The sequence below is a fragment of the Streptomyces marinisediminis genome (assembly GCF_026262575.1).
GTDB lineage: Bacteria > Actinomycetota > Actinomycetes > Streptomycetales > Streptomycetaceae > Streptomyces > Streptomyces marinisediminis.
This window is the reverse complement of sequence record NZ_JAPKFL010000021.1, coordinates 17,543-36,515: the sequence shown is the minus strand read 5'-3', so window position 1 is coordinate 36,515 and position 18,973 is coordinate 17,543. Positions and strand designations below refer to the sequence as shown.

At 74.5% G+C, this 18,973-nt stretch carries 19 protein-coding genes; 11 read left to right on the top strand and 8 right to left on the bottom strand.

Features of this window, described 5'->3' with window-relative positions; translation table 11 throughout:
* Positions 1 to 21: 21 nt before the first annotated feature.
* The 3 genes from OSB71_RS17590 to OSB71_RS17580 form a co-directional block, all read right to left on the bottom strand.
* Positions 22 to 1,236 (bottom strand): acetyl-CoA C-acetyltransferase, encoded by a 1,215-nt coding sequence (locus OSB71_RS17590; RefSeq protein WP_265949133.1) that lies wholly within the window; start codon positions 1,234 to 1,236, stop codon positions 22 to 24.
* Between the two features lie 75 nt (positions 1,237 to 1,311).
* Positions 1,312 to 2,454: an acyl-CoA dehydrogenase family protein gene (locus OSB71_RS17585; RefSeq protein WP_265949132.1), complete on the bottom strand. Its 1,143-nt coding sequence runs from the start codon at positions 2,452 to 2,454 to the stop codon at positions 1,312 to 1,314.
* 44 nt (positions 2,455 to 2,498) lie between these two features.
* A complete protein-coding gene (locus OSB71_RS17580; protein WP_265949213.1) occupies positions 2,499 to 3,653 on the bottom strand; it encodes a CaiB/BaiF CoA transferase family protein in 1,155 nt (384 codons plus the stop codon).
* 567 nt (positions 3,654 to 4,220) lie between these two features.
* On the opposite strand from OSB71_RS17580, the gene OSB71_RS17575 reads away from it, so the two are divergent.
* Positions 4,221 to 5,411, top strand: a complete 1,191-nt coding sequence (locus tag OSB71_RS17575) for a saccharopine dehydrogenase family protein (protein WP_265949130.1) — start codon at positions 4,221 to 4,223, stop codon at positions 5,409 to 5,411.
* Between the two features lie 15 nt (positions 5,412 to 5,426).
* Here the strand turns inward: OSB71_RS17575 and OSB71_RS17570 are convergent, their stop codons facing one another.
* From OSB71_RS17570 to OSB71_RS17555, 4 genes are all read right to left on the bottom strand, one after another.
* Positions 5,427 to 6,161 (bottom strand): endonuclease V, encoded by a 735-nt coding sequence (locus tag OSB71_RS17570; protein WP_265949129.1) that lies wholly within the window; start codon positions 6,159 to 6,161, stop codon positions 5,427 to 5,429.
* Complete coding sequence (locus OSB71_RS17565) at positions 6,148 to 7,221, bottom strand: DUF2332 domain-containing protein (RefSeq protein ID WP_265949127.1); 1,074 nt, start codon at positions 7,219 to 7,221, stop codon at positions 6,148 to 6,150. The genes OSB71_RS17570 and OSB71_RS17565 overlap by 14 nt, the downstream gene beginning before the upstream one ends.
* A gap of 152 nt (positions 7,222 to 7,373) precedes the next feature.
* Positions 7,374 to 8,030, bottom strand: a complete 657-nt coding sequence (locus tag OSB71_RS17560) for a DUF1707 SHOCT-like domain-containing protein (RefSeq protein ID WP_265949125.1) — start codon at positions 8,028 to 8,030, stop codon at positions 7,374 to 7,376.
* A gap of 49 nt (positions 8,031 to 8,079) precedes the next feature.
* On the bottom strand, positions 8,080 to 8,388 hold the full coding sequence (locus OSB71_RS17555; RefSeq protein WP_265949123.1) for a hypothetical protein: 309 nt from the start codon (positions 8,386 to 8,388) through the stop codon (positions 8,080 to 8,082).
* Positions 8,389 to 8,473: 85 nt separating this feature from the next.
* Here OSB71_RS17555 and OSB71_RS17550 point away from each other — a divergent pair, with 85 nt between their 5' ends.
* The 5 genes from OSB71_RS17550 to OSB71_RS17530 all read left to right on the top strand — a co-directional run bounded on the left by OSB71_RS17550 (position 8,474) and on the right by OSB71_RS17530 (position 12,758).
* A complete protein-coding gene (locus OSB71_RS17550) occupies positions 8,474 to 9,226 on the top strand; it encodes a hypothetical protein (RefSeq protein WP_265949122.1) in 753 nt (250 codons plus the stop codon).
* 257 nt (positions 9,227 to 9,483) lie between these two features.
* A complete protein-coding gene (locus tag OSB71_RS17545; protein ID WP_265949120.1) occupies positions 9,484 to 10,512 on the top strand; it encodes an ATP-binding cassette domain-containing protein in 1,029 nt (342 codons plus the stop codon).
* Positions 10,509 to 11,363, top strand: coding sequence for an ABC transporter permease (locus OSB71_RS17540; protein WP_265949119.1), 855 nt, complete (start codon positions 10,509 to 10,511; stop codon positions 11,361 to 11,363). The genes OSB71_RS17545 and OSB71_RS17540 overlap by 4 nt, the downstream gene beginning before the upstream one ends.
* Positions 11,364 to 11,433: 70 nt before the next feature.
* A complete protein-coding gene (locus OSB71_RS17535; RefSeq protein ID WP_265949117.1) occupies positions 11,434 to 12,300 on the top strand; it encodes an Fpg/Nei family DNA glycosylase in 867 nt (288 codons plus the stop codon).
* Between the two features lie 17 nt (positions 12,301 to 12,317).
* Positions 12,318 to 12,758, top strand: a complete 441-nt coding sequence (locus OSB71_RS17530; RefSeq protein WP_265949116.1) for a (2Fe-2S) ferredoxin domain-containing protein — start codon at positions 12,318 to 12,320, stop codon at positions 12,756 to 12,758.
* Positions 12,759 to 13,459: 701 nt separating this feature from the next.
* Here the strand turns inward: OSB71_RS17530 and OSB71_RS17525 are convergent.
* The gene (locus OSB71_RS17525) at positions 13,460 to 14,362 is read right to left on the bottom strand and encodes a universal stress protein (protein ID WP_265949114.1); all 903 of its coding nucleotides are present in this window, start codon (positions 14,360 to 14,362) and stop codon (positions 13,460 to 13,462) included.
* Between the two features lie 1,171 nt (positions 14,363 to 15,533).
* Between OSB71_RS17525 and OSB71_RS17520 the strand changes: the two genes are divergently transcribed.
* From OSB71_RS17520 to OSB71_RS17500, 5 genes are all read left to right on the top strand, one after another.
* Entirely contained in the window at positions 15,534 to 15,746 is a 213-nt protein-coding gene (locus OSB71_RS17520; protein ID WP_173264862.1) for a hypothetical protein, read from the top strand.
* Positions 15,730 to 16,242 carry a DUF6879 family protein gene (locus OSB71_RS17515; protein ID WP_265949111.1) on the top strand — a complete coding sequence of 171 codons (513 nt, stop codon included), beginning with the start codon at positions 15,730 to 15,732 and terminating at the stop codon, positions 16,240 to 16,242. Before OSB71_RS17520 ends, OSB71_RS17515 begins: the two co-directional genes overlap by 17 nt.
* On the top strand, positions 16,239 to 17,072 hold the full coding sequence (locus OSB71_RS17510; RefSeq protein WP_265949109.1) for a helix-turn-helix domain-containing protein: 834 nt from the start codon (positions 16,239 to 16,241) through the stop codon (positions 17,070 to 17,072). The genes OSB71_RS17515 and OSB71_RS17510 overlap by 4 nt, the downstream gene beginning before the upstream one ends.
* Positions 17,073 to 17,624: 552 nt before the next feature.
* Positions 17,625 to 17,762 carry a hypothetical protein gene (locus tag OSB71_RS17505; RefSeq protein WP_164543625.1) on the top strand — a complete coding sequence of 46 codons (138 nt, stop codon included), beginning with the start codon at positions 17,625 to 17,627 and terminating at the stop codon, positions 17,760 to 17,762.
* Positions 17,763 to 17,776: 14 nt separating this feature from the next.
* The gene (locus tag OSB71_RS17500; RefSeq protein ID WP_265949106.1) at positions 17,777 to 18,964 is read left to right on the top strand and encodes a cupin domain-containing protein; all 1,188 of its coding nucleotides are present in this window, start codon (positions 17,777 to 17,779) and stop codon (positions 18,962 to 18,964) included.
* Positions 18,965 to 18,973 lie beyond the last annotated feature (9 nt).

The following is an 18,973-nucleotide window of genomic DNA, read 5'->3' as shown; positions in this document are numbered from 1 at the left end:
GCGCGGGCGGGCGTCCGGGCCTCACAGGCGTTCGACGACGGTGGCGATGCCCATGCCGCCGCCGACGCACAGGGTGGCCAGCCCGTACCGCTGGTCGCGCCGCTCCAGCTCGTCGACGAGGGTGCCCAGGATCATGGCGCCGGTGGCGCCCAGCGGGTGGCCCAGGGCGATGGCGCCGCCGTTGACGTTGACCTTGTCCATGCTCAGGCCCATGTCGCGCACGAAGCGCAGCACGACGGCGGCGAACGCCTCGTTGATCTCCACCAGGTCGATGTCGTCGATCGTCAGCCCGGCCTTGGCGAGCGCCTTGCGGGAGGCGGGCGCGGGGCCGGTGAGCATGATGGTCGGGTCGGCGCCGGAGACGGCGGCGGACACGATGCGGGCCCGCGGGGTGAGCCCGAAGCGGCGTCCGGTCTCGGCGTTGCCGACGGCGACCAGCGCGGCGCCGTCCACGATGCCGGAGGAGTTGCCCGCGTGGTGCACGTGGTCGATCCTCTCGACCCAGTGGTACTTCTGGAGCGCGACGGCGTCGAAGCCGCCCAGGTCCCCGATGGTCTCGAAGGACGGCTTGAGCTTCGCCAGGGAGTCGGCGGTGGTGCCCGGGCGCAGGTGCTCGTCGTGGTCGAGGAGGGTCAGCCCGGAGCGGTCGCGCACGGGGACGACGGAGCGGGCGAAGCGCTCCTCCTTCCACGCCGCGGCGGCGCGCTCCTGGGAGAGCGCGGCGTACTCGTCCACGTCCCGGCGGGAGAAGCCCTCGATGGTGGCGATGAGGTCGGCGCCGATGCCCTGGGGGACGAACCCGGTCTCGAAGCTGGTCATCGGGTCCATGGCCCAGGCGCCGCCGTCGCTGCCCAGCGGCACGCGGGACATGGACTCCACGCCGCCGGCCAGGATCAGGTCCTCCCAGCCGGAGCGCACCTTGGCGGCGGCCAGGTTGACGGCCTCCAGCCCGGAGGCGCAGAAGCGGTTCTCCTGCACGCCGGCGACGGTGTCGGGCAGCCCGGCGGCCAGGGCGGCGATCTTGGCGATGTCCGAGCCCTGGTCGCTGTGCGGGCTGACGACGCCGAGGACGACGTCGTCGATGGCGGCCGGGTCCAGGCCGGGGAAGCGGGCGCGCAGCTCGTGGATGAGTCCCACGACGAGGTCGATGGGCTTGGTGCCGTGCAGGGCGCCGTTCTCCTTGCCGCGCCCGCGCGGGGTGCGGATGGCGTCGTAGACGTACGCTTCGGTGCTCACGGGTGGGGCCTTTCGGCTGGGGGCTTGCGAGGTCGCGGGGGTCGCGGGGCGGGGGTGGGCGGGCGCGGGGACGGCTCAGGCCAGCAGCGAGCGTCCGATGATCTCCTTCATGATCTCGGTGGTGCCGCCGTAGATCGTCTGGATGCGGCCGTCGGTGTAGGCCCGGGCGACGGGGTACTCGGCCATGTACCCGTACCCGCCGTGCAGTTGCAGGCAGCGGTCGGTGACGCGCTTCTGCAGCTCGGTGGACCACCACTTGGCCATGGAGGCGTGCACCGCGTCCAGTCTCCCCGCCGTGTGCTCGGTGATGCAGCGGTCGAGGAAGGAGCGGGTGACGGCGCACTCGGTGGCCATCTCGGCGATCTCGAACCGGATGTGCTGGAGGCGGGCCAGCGGGCGCCCGAACGCCTCGCGCTCCTTGACGTAGGCGGTCGTGGTCTCCAGCAGGTGCTCGGCGACGGTGACGGCGGCGACCGCGATGGCCATGCGCTCCTGCGCCAGATGCGTCATGAGGTGCGTGAACGCGCCGTTCAGCTCGCCCAGCAGGTTCTCCTTGGGCACGCGCACGTCGTGGAAGAACAGCTCGGCCGTGTCCTGCGCCTTCTGGCCGATCTTGTCGAGGTTGCGGCCGCGCTCGAAGCCGTCCATGCCGCGCTCGACGAGGAGCAGGCTCAGCCCCTTGGCGCCGCCCTCGGGGGTGGTGCGGGCGACGACGACCACCAGGTCGGCGAGGATGCCGTTGGAGATGAAGGTCTTGGAGCCGCGCAGCGTCCAGTGGTCGCCGTGGTCCTCGGCGGTGGTGCGGATGGCCTGGAGGTCGGAGCCGGCGTCCGGCTCGGTCATGGCGATGGCGGTGATCAGCTCACCGGAGCAGAAGCCGGGCAGCCAGCGGCGCCGCTGCTCCTCGGTGGCGAGCGAGAGCAGGTAGGGGCCGACGATGTCGTTGTGCAGGCCGATGGCCAGGCCGGACACCCCGGCCTTGGCGAACTCCTCGGTGAGCACGGCGCTGTAGCGGAAGTCGGACTCGCCTCCGCCGCCGTGCTCCCGGGGCACGGCCAGGCCCAGCAGCCCCTGGCGCCCGGCGGCCCGCCAGGCGTCCCGGCTGACGATGCCGTCGCGCTCCCACTGCTGGTAGTGCGGGGTGACCTCCTTGGCCAGATACGTCCTGACCGTCTCCCGGAACGCCTCGTGGTCCTCGGTGTAGATCTCGCGCTGCATGCTGCTCCTGCCGCTGTGGCGGGTCGTCGGTGGACTGCTCGGGGTCAGGGGGCGTCGGCCGGTGCCGCGAAGGCGTCGGCGGGCAGACGCCAGTCGCGCGCGACGGAGGCCGCGTCGGCCCCCGGGCGGGCGGGGGCGGTGCGCACGGCGCCGGGGGTGGCCGAGAACCGGGGGGCGGGGGCGGGCTGGGTGATGCCGCCGTGGTCCACGAAGGTGCCGCGCGCCGCGAGGTGGGGGTGGTGCGGTGCCTCGCGCAGCGAGAGCACGGGCGCGACGCAGGCGTCGGAGCCGGCGAAGACCTCCGCCCACGCGTCGCGGGTACGGGTGCGGAAGCGGTCGGCCACCGCCGCGCGCAGCGCGGGCCAGTGGGCGAGGTCGGTGCGGTCGGCGGTGGCCGGGTCCAGGCCCAGCAGCCGGACGAACTCGGCGTAGAAGCGCTCCTCCAGGGCGCCGACGGCCATGTGGCCGCCGTCGGCGGTCTCGTAGACGCCGTAGAAGGGGCTGCCGCCGTCGAGCAGGTTGACCCCGCGCGCGTCCTGCCAGGCTCCGGCGGCGAGCATGCCGTGCAGCATCGCCGTCAGGTGGCTGGTGCCGTCCACGATGGCGGCGTCCACCACCTGGCCGGTGCCGTGGGCGCGCGCGTGGTGCAGCGCGGCCAGCACGCCGACGACGAGGTAGAGGGAGCCGCCCGCGTAGTCGCCCAGCAGGTTCGCCGGGGCGTAGGGCGGGCCGCCGGCCGGACCGGCCAGGCCGAGGGCCCCGGTGAGCGCGGCGTAGCCGATGTCGTGCCCGGCGCGCGGGGCGAGCGGCCCCTCCTGCCCCCAGCCCGTCATGCGCCCGTAGACGAGCGCCGGGTTGCGGGCCAGGCACGGCTTCGGGCCCACCCCGAGGCGTTCGGCCACGCCCGGCCGGTAGCCCTCGACCAGCACGTCCGCCCGGGTCACCAGGTCCAGCACGGTGGCCGCCCCGGACGCGGCCTTCAGGTCCACCAGCACCGAGCGCTTGTTGCGCCCGGTGACGTCCACGGCGGGGTCGATGCCGAGCCCGGCGCCCCCGGGACGGTCGACGCGGACGACGTCGGCGCCCAGGTCGCCCAGGAGCATGGCCGCGAAGGGACCGGGGCCGATCCCGGCCAGTTCCACCACGCGCACGCCCGCGAGCGGGCCTCCGCCCTGTCCGGGTGCTGTCGCCGCCGTCATCAGGCCCCCAGCCATGTGACACAACTGATGTAACACCGATGATGCTAAGAAGGCGGGGCCCCCGGCACAAGCCCTTCCGGGGCGCGGATTACCGACGGGTACACCGCGGTGGCGCACGCCCGGTGCGGCCCGGCCCGGCCCCCGCCCGCCCCGGGCGGACGTGCGGCGGCTCCTCCCCGCACCCCTCGCGGGAGCGGACGGCACGCCGGGCGGTGCCGGCAACGCCGCCGCCCGGGGCGGGCGAGCCCACGCGCGGACGGGCGGCGACCGGGGACGGCGCTGCCGTGCGACCGGGACCGATGCGCGTGGCGCCGGCCCGGCCGTCAGCCGTCCGAGGCGGACGGGCGCCCTCCCGGCCGTCCCACCGCGCCTCCGCGCCGGGGGCGTTGCCCGCACCGGGCCGCTCCGCGGGCGGACGTCGGAGGTGTGAGGGCGAACTCACGCCTCGATTCCCGTGGCACCGGTGGATCATCCGCCCGCCCGGCCATACGGTCGCGGTAGGCGGCGGCGCACCGACGCCCGCCCGCCCGCCCGCGCGTCCCCAACGACCGGCGAAGGAGCCCCCGCTTGCCCTCCAGCCCCGCCCACGACCTGGTCCTGTTCGGCGCCACCGGATTCACCGGCCGCCTGGTCGCCCGCTACCTGGCCGAGCACGCGCCGCCCGGCTGCCGCTGGGCCCTGGCCGGACGCAACCGGGGCAAGCTCGCCGCCGTCCGCGCCGAACTGGCCGCCCTGCGCCCGGAGCGCGCGGAACTGAGCGAGCTGCCCCTCCTGGACGCCGACGCCGGCGACGCGGACGCGCTGCGCCGCCTGGCCGCCGACGCCTCGGTGGTCGTCAGCACCGTCGGTCCCTACCTGCGCCACGGGGCGCCCCTGGTGGCCGCCTGCGCCGAGACCGGAACCGACTACGTGGACCTGTGCGGCGAGCCCGAGTTCGTCGACACCATGTACCTGCGGCACCACGCCACCGCCGTGCGCACCGGCGCCCGGCTGGTGCACGCCTGCGGCTTCGACTCCGTGCCGCACGACCTGGGCGTGCTCTACACCGTCGAACAGCTCCCCGAGGGCGTGCCGCTGCGCGTCGACGGCTACGTGCGCACCGACGCGACCTTCTCCGGCGGCACGCTGGCCTCCGCGCTGGAGGCGCTCGCCCGCGGCCGGCAGACGCTCGACGCGGCCCGCGAGCGGCGCCGGGCGGAACCCAGGCCCGAGGACCGGCGCATCTCCCTGCCCACCGGCGGCGTGCGCCGCGTGCCGCTGCTGGGCGCCTGGGCGGTGCCCCTGCCCACCATCGACCCGCAGGTCGTGGGCCGCTCGGCCGCCGCGCTGGAGCGCTACGGGCCCGACTTCCGCTACCGGCACGCGGCGGCGGTGCGGCGGCTGCCGGTCGCGCTCGGCGGCGTCGCGGGGGTGGCCGGGCTCGTGGCGCTCGCCCAGGTGCCCGCCGCCCGCCGCGCCCTGTCCGCCCGGCTGGCCCCGGGCGAGGGGCCGAGCGAGGAGCGGCGGGCCCGCAGCACCTTCTCCGTGCGCTTCCTCGGCACGGGCGGTGGCCGCCGGGTCGCCACCGAGGTCAGCGGCGGCGACCCCGGCTACGACGAGACGGCCAAGATGCTGGCGGAGTCCGCGCTGTGCCTGGCCTTCGACGACCTTCCCCGCACCGCCGGGCAGGTCACCCCCGCCGCCGCGATGGGCCGGCCGCTCATCGACCGCCTGTCGGCGGCCGGCCTCGGCTTCCGGGTGACGCACCACGGCCGGTGAGGGCGCGGGCCCGGGTCACGCGTCCGGCGGTCGGCGCAGCTCCGCGCGGCACAGGCGGTCGGCCAGCCGCGTGGTCTCCGGCTGCCGGTACGCCCGCGCGAGCGAGAGCACGTGGGCGCAGGCCGCCGCCGACGACACCCGGTGCCCGAGGGAGACGTACACCGGCCGCACCCCGTCCCGGGTGCGCACGGCGGCGCCCACCTCCTCCCCCGTGTCCGGGTCCACCAGCGGTGCGACGCTGCCGCGCGGGGCGCCCGGCGGCGTCGGCACGGCGAAGCCGAACGGGTTCTTCGCCACGCCGATCGACGGGAGCCCGGTGATCACTCCGAGGTGGCTGGCCAGGCCGAAGCGGCGCGGGTGGGCGATCCCGTACCCGTCGCACACCACGAGGTCCGGCGCCACCGGGAGCCGGTCCAGCGCGGCGAGCGCGGCGGGCAGCTCGCGGAAGGCCAGCAGCCCGGGCACGTACGGGAACGGCACCGGCCCGCGCGCGGTGGCCTGCGCGACGACGTCGAGGGTGGCCGCGTCGACGACGACCGCCGCCGCGGCCACCGCGTCGCGCGCGTCGTCGTAGGCGACGTCCACCCCGGCCACGAGAGTGCCCGGCGCTCCGGGCGCCGGGCCCTGGTCGAGCGCGACCACCCGCCCGCGCAGCTCCTCCTGCACCGCGACGGCGGCGGCCCGCGTCGGCGGCGTGCGGTGCGCCGCCGCGTATCCGCCCGGCGGCGGGCGGTGGTCAGGCGGGCGCATGCGCGGGCAGCCCGTGCGGCGCGGCGTCGGCGAGCGGCACGGCGGGCTCACGGCCCACGCGCGCGGTGAGCCGGAAGGGGCGCCGCCCGCCGACTTGCTCGGGTTCGAAGGCCAGGTGCGCGAAGCCCCGGTCGGGCCCCGACCCGGCGGCCAGCCGGTCCAGCTCGCGGCGGACGGCGTCCCACTCGGCGCCGGGCACGTACTGGCGCATCACCGAGTGCCACACGACCGTCAGCGTGCCCGCGCGCAGCTCGACGCCGCGCAGGAACGCGGCGGCACCGGTGGCCGTCACCTCGGCGGGCACGGCACGGGCGAGCCGCAGGGCCCCGGCCAGCCGCGTGTGCCGGTCCGCCTGGTCGGGCCACACGTAGGCGCGCAGCGCGAGCGCGCCACCGGGCGCGCAGGGGTCGACCGGGTCGGGGTCGCACCCCCGGCGCGCCACGACCGCCAGCTCCGGGTGGCGCGCGGCGGCCCGCGGCAGCCAGTCGGGCGGCGCGCCGCGCCAGGCGCCGTCCAGGACGACCTCGGCGTCCGGCGCGCCCCAGGCGTAGCCCTCGCCCACGCACCGGAAGTGGTCCGCCCGCAGGTTCAGCCCCGCGCTGGCGCCGATCTCGAACAGCCGCACGGGCAGCGGCACGCGGTCGGCGGCCCACAGCAGCCCCGCGAGGAGCAGGTTGGCGCGGCCGACCTCGTTGGTCTGCGGCGGCCGCGTCAGCCAGTCGCGCACCCGGGGCAGTTCGGCGGCGACCGTGTCCCGGAACGCCGCCCACGCGGCCTCGGCCACCGCGGGTGAGAAGGCGCCGCCCGCGCTCGGGTAGAACCGGGCCAGCGCGGGGGCGCGGCCGCTGAGCGCGAGGGCGTGCACCCCGCCCGCGAGGCGCAGCGCCAGCGCCTGCGGCCCGGCGGCGTCCTCGTGGCCGGCGATCGCCTCGGCGCAGGGCCCGCCCGCGCGCACGTCCTCGGCCGCCCGCGCGAACAGCTCCGCGTACAGCGGCGAGCCCAGTTCGGCGCAGGCCTCCCCCTGGTGCGCGATCATGTCGGCCGCGTGCTGGAAGCTCATGGCGGGGTTCCTCCGGGTACCGGGCGCCGCGGAGCCGGGGCGAGGCCGCGCGGTGCGGGGTGCGGTGCGGTGGGATGGGGTGCGGTGCGGTGGGGGGCGATGCGGTGGGCGGCCGACCCGGTCCGGCCGTGCGGACCGGGTCGGCGGAGCCGTCAGCGCAGGGCGCGCGGGCCGCCCCCGCCGCCGTCCAGCCGCTTGCCGTCGTCCCCGGCGTCCGCGCCCGGCGCCCGCCGCTCCACGGAGACGCCGCCCCAGAAGGCGAGGCCGGTGACGGTGACGCGCACGGCACCCGGCGCGCCCGCTCCGGTGGCCGTGTGGTCGAAGCCGCCCATGATGCCCACGCCGCCCACGGTCACCTCGGCGTCGGGCGGCACGATGACGTGCACCCCGCCCATGATCGCCACGGCGCGGACGACGATCTCCCGGTCCTCGAAGCGGGCTTCGCGCAGGTCGATCTCCCCGCCGCCCCAGAAGGCGACGGCGGTGAACGCCTTCGGCGCGACCCACGGCCCCTTGCGCACGAACGCGCCCATCAGCGCGAGCCCGCCGCTGGACGTCGGGCGTCCGCCGAACCGCTCGGCCCAGCCCCGCGCGGCCGGGGCCAGGGGCCGCTCCGGCTCGTCGTCGTGCGGCAGGTCGGCGGTGAGCGGGAGGAGTTCGGCCCGGGTGCGGGCCTGGTAGACGGACTCCAGCCGCTCGCCGAACTCCTCCGTCGTCAACCGCCCTTCGGCCAGTGCGTCCCTGAGCACCTCGGCGACCCGGTCCCGTTCGGCGTCCGACGCCCGCATCTGGGGCAGCTCGTCGTTCATGCCCGCACCCTACGCAGCACCGGTCCGGGCCGCGACGCCGTCCCCACCTCTATCCCAGGAGCGGTTCGGCCAGCACCGCGACGGCCAGACCACCGGCGAGCACGGCGGTGGCGACCCGGGTGCGCCCGCGGCGGCTGAGCTGGATCGCGGTGCCGGAGAGGATCAGCGCCACCCCGTAGAGCCCCAGGGTCAGCAGGGAGGGCTTGACGGCGAAGCGGACGACCATGGTCACGGCCACCGCGGCCATCACGACCGCCGCCGCGACTCCCCTGACCAACCGGGCCTGGCGAGGCGTCAGTCCGCCGCCTTCCCGGGCGACGTGGTGGGGGGTCGTGTCGTTCTCGCCGAGTGCCGTCATAGCCCAGGAGCGTAATGCTTTCCCCTACGGTCAGGTGCACGCCCCCGGCAGGCGGGGGACCAAGCGGCGGAGGGGAGCGGAACCGGTGCGGCGGTCGGCGTTCACCGTGCAGGAGTGCGAACTGTGGGACAGCGGGTGGCTGGTGCTGCCGGTGGGCGAACACCGCAGGTCGCACGCGCTGGCCCGGGTCCTGCCCGGGGCCCCGGGGACGTTCGCGGCACCGCGGGCGGCGGGCGGTCCGGTGACCGTCCGGGAGGTGGAGGCGCGGGCGGAGAAGTCGGCCGGACGGGACGCCGACCACCCGGTGCTCACGGTGTGCGCCCCGGACACGGCTGACGCCGGTACGGCCGACGGCACCCCGGCTCCGGCGGGCGCGGGCGGCGACGTGCGCTGCGTGGTACGGCCCGAGCCACCGCTCGCGCGTCCCCGCTCCTTCGCGGTGCTGGACGCAGACGGCCGCCCGCTGGGCCGCATCGGCACGGGGCGCTCGCGGTGGACCGGGCGGGTCCGGTGGCGGATCGAGCCGGTGACCGGCGGTGCCGTGGTGGGGCACCGCGGCACCCTGGCGGGCTGGCTCGCCTTCGCGGCGCTGCTGCCGCTGTGGTTCCTGTTCGCCGGGGTGTCGCTGCTGGCGGCGCTCGTGACGCTGGGCCACGTCACGGAGCTGGTGGTGTGGAGCGCGCCGCGCCGCGTGGTCTGGCGGCGGGCGGCCGGCTCGCGCGGCGTCCTCGGCTTCCGGCACGGCCGGGGGGAGTACGTGTGGGACGAGGACGGCCTCGACGTCCGCCTGGCGCTGGCCCAGGCCGCCCTGCACACGGTCGACCGGCTACGCGGCTGACCGGAGGCCGGGGCCCGGAGCGGAACGGGCGCTGGGGCCGGACGGGCGGCGCGGGGGCCGGTTTGCGGACCCCGGCAGCCCGGGAGCCGGGCCCGGCCGGGACCCAGGGCCGGTCCCGGGGTGCCTCGGGACCCGGCCGGGCATACGTTGTCAGTGGTGCGCGTCACACTCGACGAGTGCGGGGCCGATGAGAAGCGGGGCCGCGAACCGTCACAACCAGAGCACGACGACGACCACACACGGAAGTGAGCACGACCATGACAGCGCACAGGGTGGGGCGCCGCGACGATCCGGGCTCCGGGCTCGCGATCGAGACCTCGGGACTGGTGAAGACCTTCGGGGAGACCCGGGCGGTGGACGGGGTGGACCTTCGGGTCCCGGCCGGGATGGTCTACGGCGTCCTCGGCCCCAACGGGGCGGGCAAGACGACGGCGGTGAAGATGCTGGCCACGCTGCTGCGCCCGGACGGCGGCGAGGCCCGCGTCTTCGGCCACGACGTGCTGCACGAGGCCGACGCCGTGCGCGGCCGGGTCAGCCTGACCGGCCAGTACGCCTCCGTCGACGAGGACCTGACCGGCACCGAGAACCTGGTGCTGCTCGGCCGCCTGCTCGGGCACGGCAAGCGGGCCGCGCGCGAGCGCTCCGGCCATCTGCTGGAGGCCTTCGGGCTCACCGAGGCCGCCGGGCGCCAGGTCAAGAACTACTCCGGCGGCATGCGCCGCCGCATCGACATCGCCGCGAGCATCCTCAACACGCCCGACCTGCTCTTCCTGGACGAGCCGACGACGGGCCTCGACCCGCGCAGCCGCAACCAGGTCTGGGAGATCGTCCGGGCCGTCGTCGCCCAGGGCACGACCGTGCTGCTGACGACGCAGTATCTCGACGAGGCCGACCAGCTCGCCTCGCGCATCGCCGTGATCGACCACGGCAGGGTCATCGCCGAGGGCACCAAGGGCGAGCTGAAGGCGTCCGTGGGCGCCGGCTCGGTACACCTGCGGCTGCGCAGCGCCGAGCAGCGCCCCGAGGCCGCCCGCATCCTGGGCTCCGTCCTGGGCGTGGAGCCGCAACTGGAGGCCGACGCCGTGGCGCTGACCGCCCGGGTGGGCGACGGCGGGCAGGACGCCGCGGAGCAGGCCTCGCGCGCGCTCGCGGAACTCGCGCGCGGCGGCGTCGTCGTCGACAACTTCTCCCTCGGCCAGCCCAGTCTGGACGAGGTCTTCCTCGCCCTCACCGACCGCCCCGCCACCGAGCGGCGCGCGCAGGAGTCCAAGGAGGCCCTGGCATGACCACCACCGCACCGACCCGGGCCGACGGCGAGGAGCTGGCCCCGGTGAGCGCCGAGGGCCTGGCCCCGTTGCTGGTCAGCGCCGAGCGCCCGCCCCGGCCCAGCGCCTGGGCGGCGTCCCTCGCCTTCGGCTGGCGCGCCATGCTGAAGATCAAGCACGTGCCCGAGCAGCTCTTCGACGTCACCGCCTTCCCGATCATGATGGTGCTGATGTACACGTACCTCTTCGGCGGTGCGCTGGCCGGGTCCACGCAGCAGTACCTGCAGTTCCTGCTGCCCGGCATCCTGGTGATGAGCATCGTGATGATCACCATGTACACCGGCGTCGCGGTCAACATCGACATCGAGAAGGGCGTCTTCGACCGGTTCCGGACGCTGCCGATATGGCGGCCCGCGCCGATGGTCGGCTACCTGCTGGGCGACATGCTGCGCTACGCCATCGGCTCGGCCGTCATGCTCACCGTGGGCCTGATCATGGGGTTCCGGCCCGCGGGCGGGGTGCCCGGGGTGCTCGCCGGGGTGGCGCTGCTGGTGGTGTTCTCGTTCTGCTTCTCCTGGGTGTGGACGATGTTCGGGCTGCTGCTGCGCACCGAGAAGTCCGTGATGGGCGTCAGCATGATGGTGCTCTTCCCGGCCACCTTCCTCAGCAACATCTTCGTCGACCCCTCGACGATGCCGGGGTGGCTGCAGGCGTTCGTCAACAACAGCCCGATCACCCACCTGGCGTCCGCCGTGCGCGGACTGATGGCCGGCGAGTGGCCGGGGGCCGAGATCGCCTGGTCGCTGGGGTGGGGCGCCGCCCTCGTCGCCGTCTTCGGCACGGTGACGATGCGGCTGTACAACCGCAGGTGAACCCGGCGGCGCGCCCCTGCGCGCCGCCGGAGCGGGTGACGGGTGGACGCCCCTGCGCGACACTGGGCGCATGCCCGAACTGCCCGAGGTCGCGGCGCTCCGCGACGCCCTCGCCGAACGGCTGACCGGGCGCACCGTCGAGGCGGTCCGCCCGGTCGCCGTCAGTGTCCTGAAGACGTTCGACCCACCGGTGACGGCGCTGAAGGGGGCCGCCTTCACCGGCGTCGCGCGGCACGGCAAGTTCCTGGACCTGCACGCGGACGGACTGCACCTGGTGGTCCACCTGGCGCGGGCGGGGTGGCTGCGCTGGCAGGAGTCGCTGCCCGCTGCCCCGCCTCGCCCGGGCAGGGGGCCGCTGGCACTGCGCGTCCAGCTCGCCGGACCCGCGCGCGACGGCTTCGACCTCACGGAAGCGGGCACGCACAAGCGGCTGGCCGTGTACTGCGTGCGCGATCCGGCCGAGGTGCCCGGCATCGCCCGGCTGGGGCCCGACCCGCTCGCGCCGGACTTCACCCTGGAGGCCTTCCGGGCCCTGCTCGCCGGGCGGCGGCACCGGATCAAGGGCGTCCTGCGGGACCAGAGCGTCGTCGCAGGCATCGGCAACGCCTACTCCGACGAGGTGCTGCACGCCGCCCGCCTCTCCCCGTACCGGCTGGCCGGCGACCTCACCGACGAGGAGAGCCGCACGCTCTACGACGCCCTGGGCGCCACCCTGCGGGACGCCGTCGAGCGCGCCCGGGGGCTGGGGGCGGGGGAGCTGAAGGCGGAGAAGCGGGTCGGCCTGCGGGTGCACGGGCGCACCGGCCGGCCGTGCCCGGTGTGCGGGGAGCCGATCCGCGAGGTCGCGTTCGCCGACTCCTCGCTCCAGTACTGCCCGCGGTGCCAGACCGGCGGCCGGGTGCTGGCCGATCGCCGCATGTCGCGGCTGCTGAAGTAGGCCGTAGGGTGCGGTGGATGACCACCGCACCCGCCACCCCGCCCCGGGGCGCCCGGCCGGCGCCCACCGCGTCCGACGTCCCGGCGGCCTCTCCCGAACCCGGCTGCACGCTCGTGGTGTGCCGCGGCTGCTGCTGCGGCGACCCGGTCAAGCACCCGCGGACCGACCACGCCGGCCAGCTCCGGCGGCTGCGGGCGGCCGCGCACGCCTCGGGCGGGCGTCTGGCGGTGCGGACCTCCGCGTGCCTGGGCCCGTGCGGGCAGGCCAACCTCGTCGTCGTGCGCCCCTCCCCCGCCGGACGCCGGCAGGGGGGCCGCCCGGTGTGGGTGGGGTGGGTCATGGACGACGCCTGCGTGGACGACCTGCTGGAGTGGACGGCCGCCGGCGGCCCCGGCCTGGCGGAGCCGCCCGGGGCCCTGGCGCTGCAGTTCGTCGCACGTCCGCGTCCGCACCCGTGACCCGGCCGCCGAACGCAGCCGGTCCCCTGGCGCGCGCCGCTCCAGGGGACCGGGTGTGCCGCACGGAACGGGCCCGTACGGCCGGCTGACCGCGATCGCTCAGCGCACGGCGCACCGCCGGATGCGGCCCGGGCAGACACCGGCCTCGCCCCACTGCGGGATGCGCCCGACGGGGTCCGGCGTGGTGCCCGGTACGCGTCCGCGGCCGTCGGCCACCGGCGCTGGGCGATGGGCGGGCGCGGACCGCGTCCGTCTGCCCGCCCGTCTGCTGCCCGTGCTGCCTGGGGGTCTCCCGCCGCCGGCGTGACCGCCCGCGGAGGGGGTGGAGGCGCCGCCCGGCGCGTCACGTCGCGGACAGGCCGCGGCGTCGGCAGCCGACGCGGGGGCGGCGAACGCGGCTATGGAGCGGGGGGTGCCCGCCGCGGACGCGGGCACGGGGCGCATGGGGCGCATCGTGGCTTGTCTCCGGTTCTCGGGCGCAGCCGCCGCGGACCGCTCCGCGTGACGTGGTCACTACGCTCCGTCACCGCAACGGTAGGGCCGGGCACCCGCCGCCGCACTCCGTGAGCCGCCATCCGGAGGCCGGACGGGGCACGACCGCCGCCCGGCCGGAGCGCGGCCGACGCGCGGTCGGGGACCCGGCCGGAGCGCGGCCGACGCGCGGTCGCACCTGGACGGCACACGGCCTGCGCGCGGCCGGCTCAGCGCTCCGGCGCGGGCACCACGGCGACCGGGCACCGCGCGTGCAGCAGCACGGCGTTGGTGACCGAACCGAGGAACATCCCCGCGTGCCGCAACCGGTGGCGGTGGCGTCCGACCACGACGAGGTCGGCGGCGTCGGAGGCGTCCACCAGGCGACCCGCGGCGTCGCCGGGGGCCACCACCCAGTCCACGTCCACCTCGGGAGCGCGGGCCCGCACGAGGTGTTCCAGCCGGTCGCGCTGCGCCCGCGCGGTCTCCTTCGCGATCTGCGGCCCCTCCGGGTCGGCCACGTCCACCTGCGCGGCGCCCAGCAGCGCCAGCGTGGAGAAGGGCACCGGGTAGGTGGTGACGACCTGGAGCTGGGCGCCGCGCAGGTGGGCCTCGCGCACGGCGAAGTCGATGACCGCGTCCACGGTCTCGGCCGGTTCCAGTGCCAGCACCACGCGCCCCACGGGCTCGGCCACCGCGCCGCGCCCGCGCTCACGGTGCGGCACGACGACGACCGGGCAGTGCGCGTGGGCCGCGCAGGCCCGCCCGTTGGAACCCAGCAGGAGACTGGCGAACCCGCCCCGCCCGCGTGAGCCGAGCACCAGCAGATCGCCCGCCGAACCCAGCTCCGGCAGCGCGGCGGCCGGGGTGCCGCTGAGCGTGGTGAAACGCGTTTCCGGCAGGTCCGCGCGCCCCTCAAGCTGCCGCCGGACGCCGTCGAGCACCGGGTCCTCGGGTGCGGGCGGCGCGGTCGGCGGCGGCTCCGGCGCGCCGTGGATGCTGGGCGGCCACGGCCACACGTGCACCGCCAGCACCTCCGCGTCCCGCAGCCGCGCGGCCCGCAGCGCCCACTCCAGCCCCCGCATGCTGTGCTCGGACCCGTCCACCGCGGCGATCACCTGCGACTCGGCCATACTCGCCACCTCCCTCACCCCTCCACCCTGCCCCCTCGACGCCCCGGAAGCGACCCCCACTCCCCCACCGAACCCGCCCGCACCGCGGGTCCAGCGAGAGCACCGGCGACCGTCCCTCGGCACCCCGGCCGGCCGCATCGGGGAACTCGCGGCCCTGACCGGGATGCTGCGGGCGTGGCCCGTGGCCGGTACCCCGGCCCCGCGCCACGCCTTGTCGCCCGCGCGCAGGCGCTCACCGGGGTGCGCCCGTCCGGCCCGGTGCACTCCGAGGCGAGCACCTGACGCGGCCCCGTGCGTCTGCCTCGGGCGCTCTCGCCGAGGTGCCGGTACGGGGTCGGCCCGGAAACCCCGCGCAGTCCGGATCGAGCCGCACGGGAAAGCCGGCCCGCAGGGGATGGCGCGCTCTCCCCGGCACGGCCCCGCGGCAGACCGCAACGGCCGCGTTCGCGGAAGAGGCGGGCCCCTGGCGGAGCCGGCCCACGCTGGCCGACCGGCGATCGAGGACTACCGGCGATCACGAACGGTCTCGGCGACCACGAGAGCCCGGCCGAGGTCTCGGCCGACGCCCGGCGCCGCTCGCCGGGGCTGCGCCATGGCCCGGCAGGGCACTCGCGTAGGACGGGGCGCGGCGACTGGCCGCCTCCCCGTGCGCGCCGACCCGACCCGCCGCCCCTGGCCCGACCTGGAAGCTCGCTGGGCCGTTGGCCACGCGGTGGGTCACGCCGGTGCCCGGGCAAGCAGAAGACCCCTGATCGACAGGGGTCTTCCGGTGGTGTCCGAGGGGGGACTTGAACTCTCCACTCGGGCACCAGCCCCCAACCGCTCTGACCTGGGGAAACGCCTGCTGACAGGCTTGGTTTCGGCGGGCGTTTCTCCTGTTCTTTCCTGCTGTTTCAGGCGCGTTCCGGCCCCTGTTGGTCATGCGTTGGCACGTGACCAACCCTCCTCGGGGGCGTCCGTCCCTGGTCAGGCTACCCGGACCGCGCCACGGGGCTACGCCCAGTCTGCACGGGCGCGTATGTGACCACGTACCGGGGGTGGCTGGGGCGGCCGGGGACCTGTTTATGCAAGGACACGCATAGTCGCGTTCACGCATAGACGCGTAGCGCCACCCCCTCTACTGTCGGTGGGCAGGCGGCCCAAACGGGGCCAGAGCAAGGGGGGGTTTGGCATGTCCGAACGTTCGGCACTCACCCGGCTCACGGGCAACGGCAACGGCGAGTGCGGAGAGAAGGACTGCCCGAACGTCTACCGCGACGAGACGGACGGCGGAATCGTTGTTCAGGGCGACCAGTGCGCCGCGTTCCAGCCCCCGGCAGGTGAGGCGCTGGTGAAGATTCCCGAGGACGTTCTGAGGGAGGCCGTCCGTGCTCTTGGATGGTGACGCGTGGAATGACTGCTTCGATTCCATGGAGCGTGGGGCGTGGCGGCTGGAAACGCTGCCCGTCTACACCATGCCCCAGGAAGCGGAGAAGCTGAAGCGCTTTCTCGCCGGGGAGAATTCGCCGGACAATTACACCTCGGGTTGGATGGACGAGGTTCGGCAATGGGCCTCGGAAGGAAAGAGTGTTGGCAGGGTGCACGTCGTGACCCGCCCGCTCTCGGACTATCTTCGGTTCGAGTTCGAGTATTACTACCGGCACCACGTGAAAGCGGGCGAGGATATCCGCATTCTCGACCTCACCGATCGAGAGAACCCGGGGCTCCCGGATCAGGACTTCTGGATCTTCGATGAGTCCAAGGTGGTCCTGATGAACTACCGGGCGGACGGGACGCAGATAAACCGGGAACTGTACGAGGGCGATCCTGAGCCGTATCGGCAGTGGAAGAGGATTGCCGTGGTCGAGTCGGTTCCATTCCTGGAGTACGTGAGCGGGTGACGTTCGACCCTGAACAGTTGGGGCAGCCGAAGCAAGAATTGGCCGCCCTGCTGAAAGAACTACGCAAGCGAGCCGGCCTCACTGGGGACCGGCTCGCTCGGCGTTGCAACATGTCCCAATCGAAGATCAGTCGGATCGAGAACGGGAAAGCCCAACCGAGCCTGCTCGACCTGGAGAGAATCCTCCGGGCTGTCGTTGCTCCGCCCGAGGTCATCGAGGAGGTCATTGCCCTCGCGAGGCTGGCCAATACCGAGTGGCAAGACCTGCGCTCGTTGCGGCGAAGGGGGCTGGAGAAGAAGCAGACCGAACTTGCCGCGCTCGAATCCTCCTCTACCGAGTTCCGTTTCTTTCTGCTCTCGATGATTACGGGGCTACTGTCCACCCCTGAGTACATCCGGGCCAGCCTTGCCCATTCACCAGCTGATGTCACTAAGACGATCGCGAGGAAGCTGGAGCGGCAGGAGGTTCTTTACGACACGAAGAAGCGGTTCACCTTCATCCTCACCGAACAGGCCGCGAGGTGGCCACTCCTACCCCCGGCCGCTATGGCGATGCAGATTGACCGGCTGGCCTCACTGACCCACCTGCCGAATGTGAAGCTCGGTGTCATCCCAATCGCGGGCCATAAGCCCACGGCTCCGATGGACACCTTCACTGTCTACGACAACACCCTGGCCACTGTGGAGAACGCCACCGGAGTCGTGATCCTGAGAGATCCGCGCGACATCGAAATGCATTTGGAACTGTTCTCGACACTGGAGGGATACGCGCTGTTCGGGGCCGACGCGCGAGCCCTGTTGACGGAGTGGGCTGCCGACTGCCGTTCATGATCTTTAGTCGATGACGGGAAAGAACTACACAGCCGCCGCTTTCTGGGCCAATGATTTCCCCCATGACAGCGACCGAGCGAAACGAAGAGCGGGTGTGTTACGGCGTAAGTCGGGGGTTGGAGTACCGGCGGACGTGCGGCCCTGATGGTGGTGTGCGCTCATGACGGGGCGCATGACTCTGCGGGTGTCGTACGACGGCGGCCGGACGTACGGCCCGGTTCGTGAGGTGCAGGTGGAGCCGCGCAATGCGGTGATCCTGGGTTCGCCGACCAAGTACCCGCCGTGCGGGTGCCCTCGGTGCACGGGGCGCAGTTCGTTGCCTGCCAGTGCTCTCCGCCCCGTGGCGGTGGAGCCGAAGGCGACGTGATGCGTCGCTTGGGCCACTGGGTGCTGCGCCACTTTGGCCGGTACGCGGGGCCGCTCTACCTGGCTGTGATCCTCGGCGGCTGTGCCCTGGTTCTCACCGTGGCTCTTTGGTAACCGCATTGGCCGCTGTCTCTGATGCCTCCCGCCGGATTCCCGGTGGGAGTTCCCGAGAAGAGAGGTAGTCCGATGGTGGAGGAGAACACCACTTCGGTGACCCCCGAGGGGGGTGGCCTGCTCGTCGCGAAGCGGAAGATCGTGGCCGCACGCACGCGTGCCGAGCAGGAGTCTGACGTCAGCAGTGGCCGTTCCGACGGCAACGACTGACGGGAGCGCCCACGTTGCTTGATGCAGCCTCGTGGGCGGGGCGTCTGGGCGGGGACACGTTCCTCGCCCAGACGTACCACCGCTCTTACGCGCACTTCCCCGGAGCCGCCGACACGGCGGGCCTGTTCTCCTGGGACGACCTGAACCGGATCATCGCCACGCAGCGGCTGGAGCCGCCCCGGCTGCGCCTGTCGGTCGACGGCGAGATGGTCCCGCTGTCCCGCTACGCGATCCCTACGACGAACCGCCGCGCGGTCACCTGGTCCCGCATCCAGCCGTCCGACTTCCACGCCCAGCTCAGGGACGGGGCGTCGCTGGTCCTGGACGCGGTGGAGAAGATCCACCCCGCTGTGGGGGCGGCTGCGGAGGGACTGGAACGCTTCCTTGGGACTTCCGTGCAGGCCAACGTGTACGCCTCGTGGACCGAGCGGGAGGGCTTCGGCCGGCACTGGGACGACCACGATGTGGTCGTGGTCCAACTGCACGGCTCGAAGCGGTGGCGCCTTTGGGGGATGACCCGTGAAGCGCCCACCTTTCGGGACGTGGAGTCGCCGGAGGAGCCGGAGGGCGACCCGGTGGCGGACCTCGTTCTGTCCCCGGGTGACGTGCTCTACCTGCCGCGCGGCTGGTGGCACTCGGTCACCGCTGACCAGGGGACAGAAGTCCTTCACCTCACGTTCGGGATGGTCCCGCACACGGGCGCTGACCTGATGCTCTGGGTCGTCGACCAGCTTCGGGCGTCCCTCGCGCTCCGCAGGGACATCCCGCGCTTCGGCTCGCTGGCGGAACAGTCGGACTTCACCGACGCCGTACGCCGTGAAGTGGCCGACATGATGGCGGACCCCCGCCTCGTGGAGCGGTGGGCGGAGTCGATCGACACGACGGACCTGGGCCACGCGATCCCGTCCCTGCCCTACGTGGACGGGCTCCCCGCCCAGCGGGAGATCACGGTCAAGCTCACCACTCCGAGGGGCCGCCTGACGGCGAACCGCGAACAGGGCACAGTCACCCTCTCGGCGGCCGGTACCGCGTGGGACTTCGCCGAGTCCGCCGCTCCCGCGCTGGGCACGCTGCTGACCAACCAGCCGACCACGCTCGGCGAACTCGCCGACTCCGCCGGGCTGGAGGTCAAGGAGGTGGCCGAACTGGTCTCCGTTCTCATCGACGGCCACGCCGTCGCAGTCGTGGGGACGGCGCTGTGACCGCCGCTC

Excerpts from the sequence above, each read along its gene's own strand:
- OSB71_RS17585 (WP_265949132.1), bottom strand. The coding sequence starts at position 2,454 with ATGCAGCGCGAGATCTACACCGAGGACCACGAGGCGTTCCGGGAGACG.
- OSB71_RS17545 (WP_265949120.1), top strand. The coding sequence starts at position 9,484 with ATGACAGCGCACAGGGTGGGGCGCCGCGACGATCCGGGCTCCGGGCTC.
- OSB71_RS17525 (WP_265949114.1), bottom strand. The coding sequence starts at position 14,362 with ATGGCCGAGTCGCAGGTGATCGCCGCGGTGGACGGGTCCGAGCACAGC.
- OSB71_RS17505 (WP_164543625.1), top strand. The coding sequence starts at position 17,625 with ATGGTGGAGGAGAACACCACTTCGGTGACCCCCGAGGGGGGTGGCCTG.
- OSB71_RS17535 (WP_265949117.1), top strand. The coding sequence starts at position 11,434 with ATGCCCGAACTGCCCGAGGTCGCGGCGCTCCGCGACGCCCTCGCCGAA.
- OSB71_RS17520 (WP_173264862.1), top strand. The coding sequence starts at position 15,534 with ATGTCCGAACGTTCGGCACTCACCCGGCTCACGGGCAACGGCAACGGC.
- OSB71_RS17560 (WP_265949125.1), bottom strand. The coding sequence starts at position 8,030 with ATGAACGACGAGCTGCCCCAGATGCGGGCGTCGGACGCCGAACGGGAC.
- OSB71_RS17570 (WP_265949129.1), bottom strand. The coding sequence starts at position 6,161 with ATGCGCCCGCCTGACCACCGCCCGCCGCCGGGCGGATACGCGGCGGCG.
- OSB71_RS17530 (WP_265949116.1), top strand. The coding sequence starts at position 12,318 with ATGACCACCGCACCCGCCACCCCGCCCCGGGGCGCCCGGCCGGCGCCC.
- OSB71_RS17540 (WP_265949119.1), top strand. The coding sequence starts at position 10,509 with ATGACCACCACCGCACCGACCCGGGCCGACGGCGAGGAGCTGGCCCCG.
- OSB71_RS17580 (WP_265949213.1), bottom strand. The coding sequence starts at position 3,653 with ATGACGGCGGCGACAGCACCCGGACAGGGCGGAGGCCCGCTCGCGGGC.
- OSB71_RS17555 (WP_265949123.1), bottom strand. The coding sequence starts at position 8,388 with ATGACGGCACTCGGCGAGAACGACACGACCCCCCACCACGTCGCCCGG.
- OSB71_RS17565 (WP_265949127.1), bottom strand. The coding sequence starts at position 7,221 with ATGAGCTTCCAGCACGCGGCCGACATGATCGCGCACCAGGGGGAGGCC.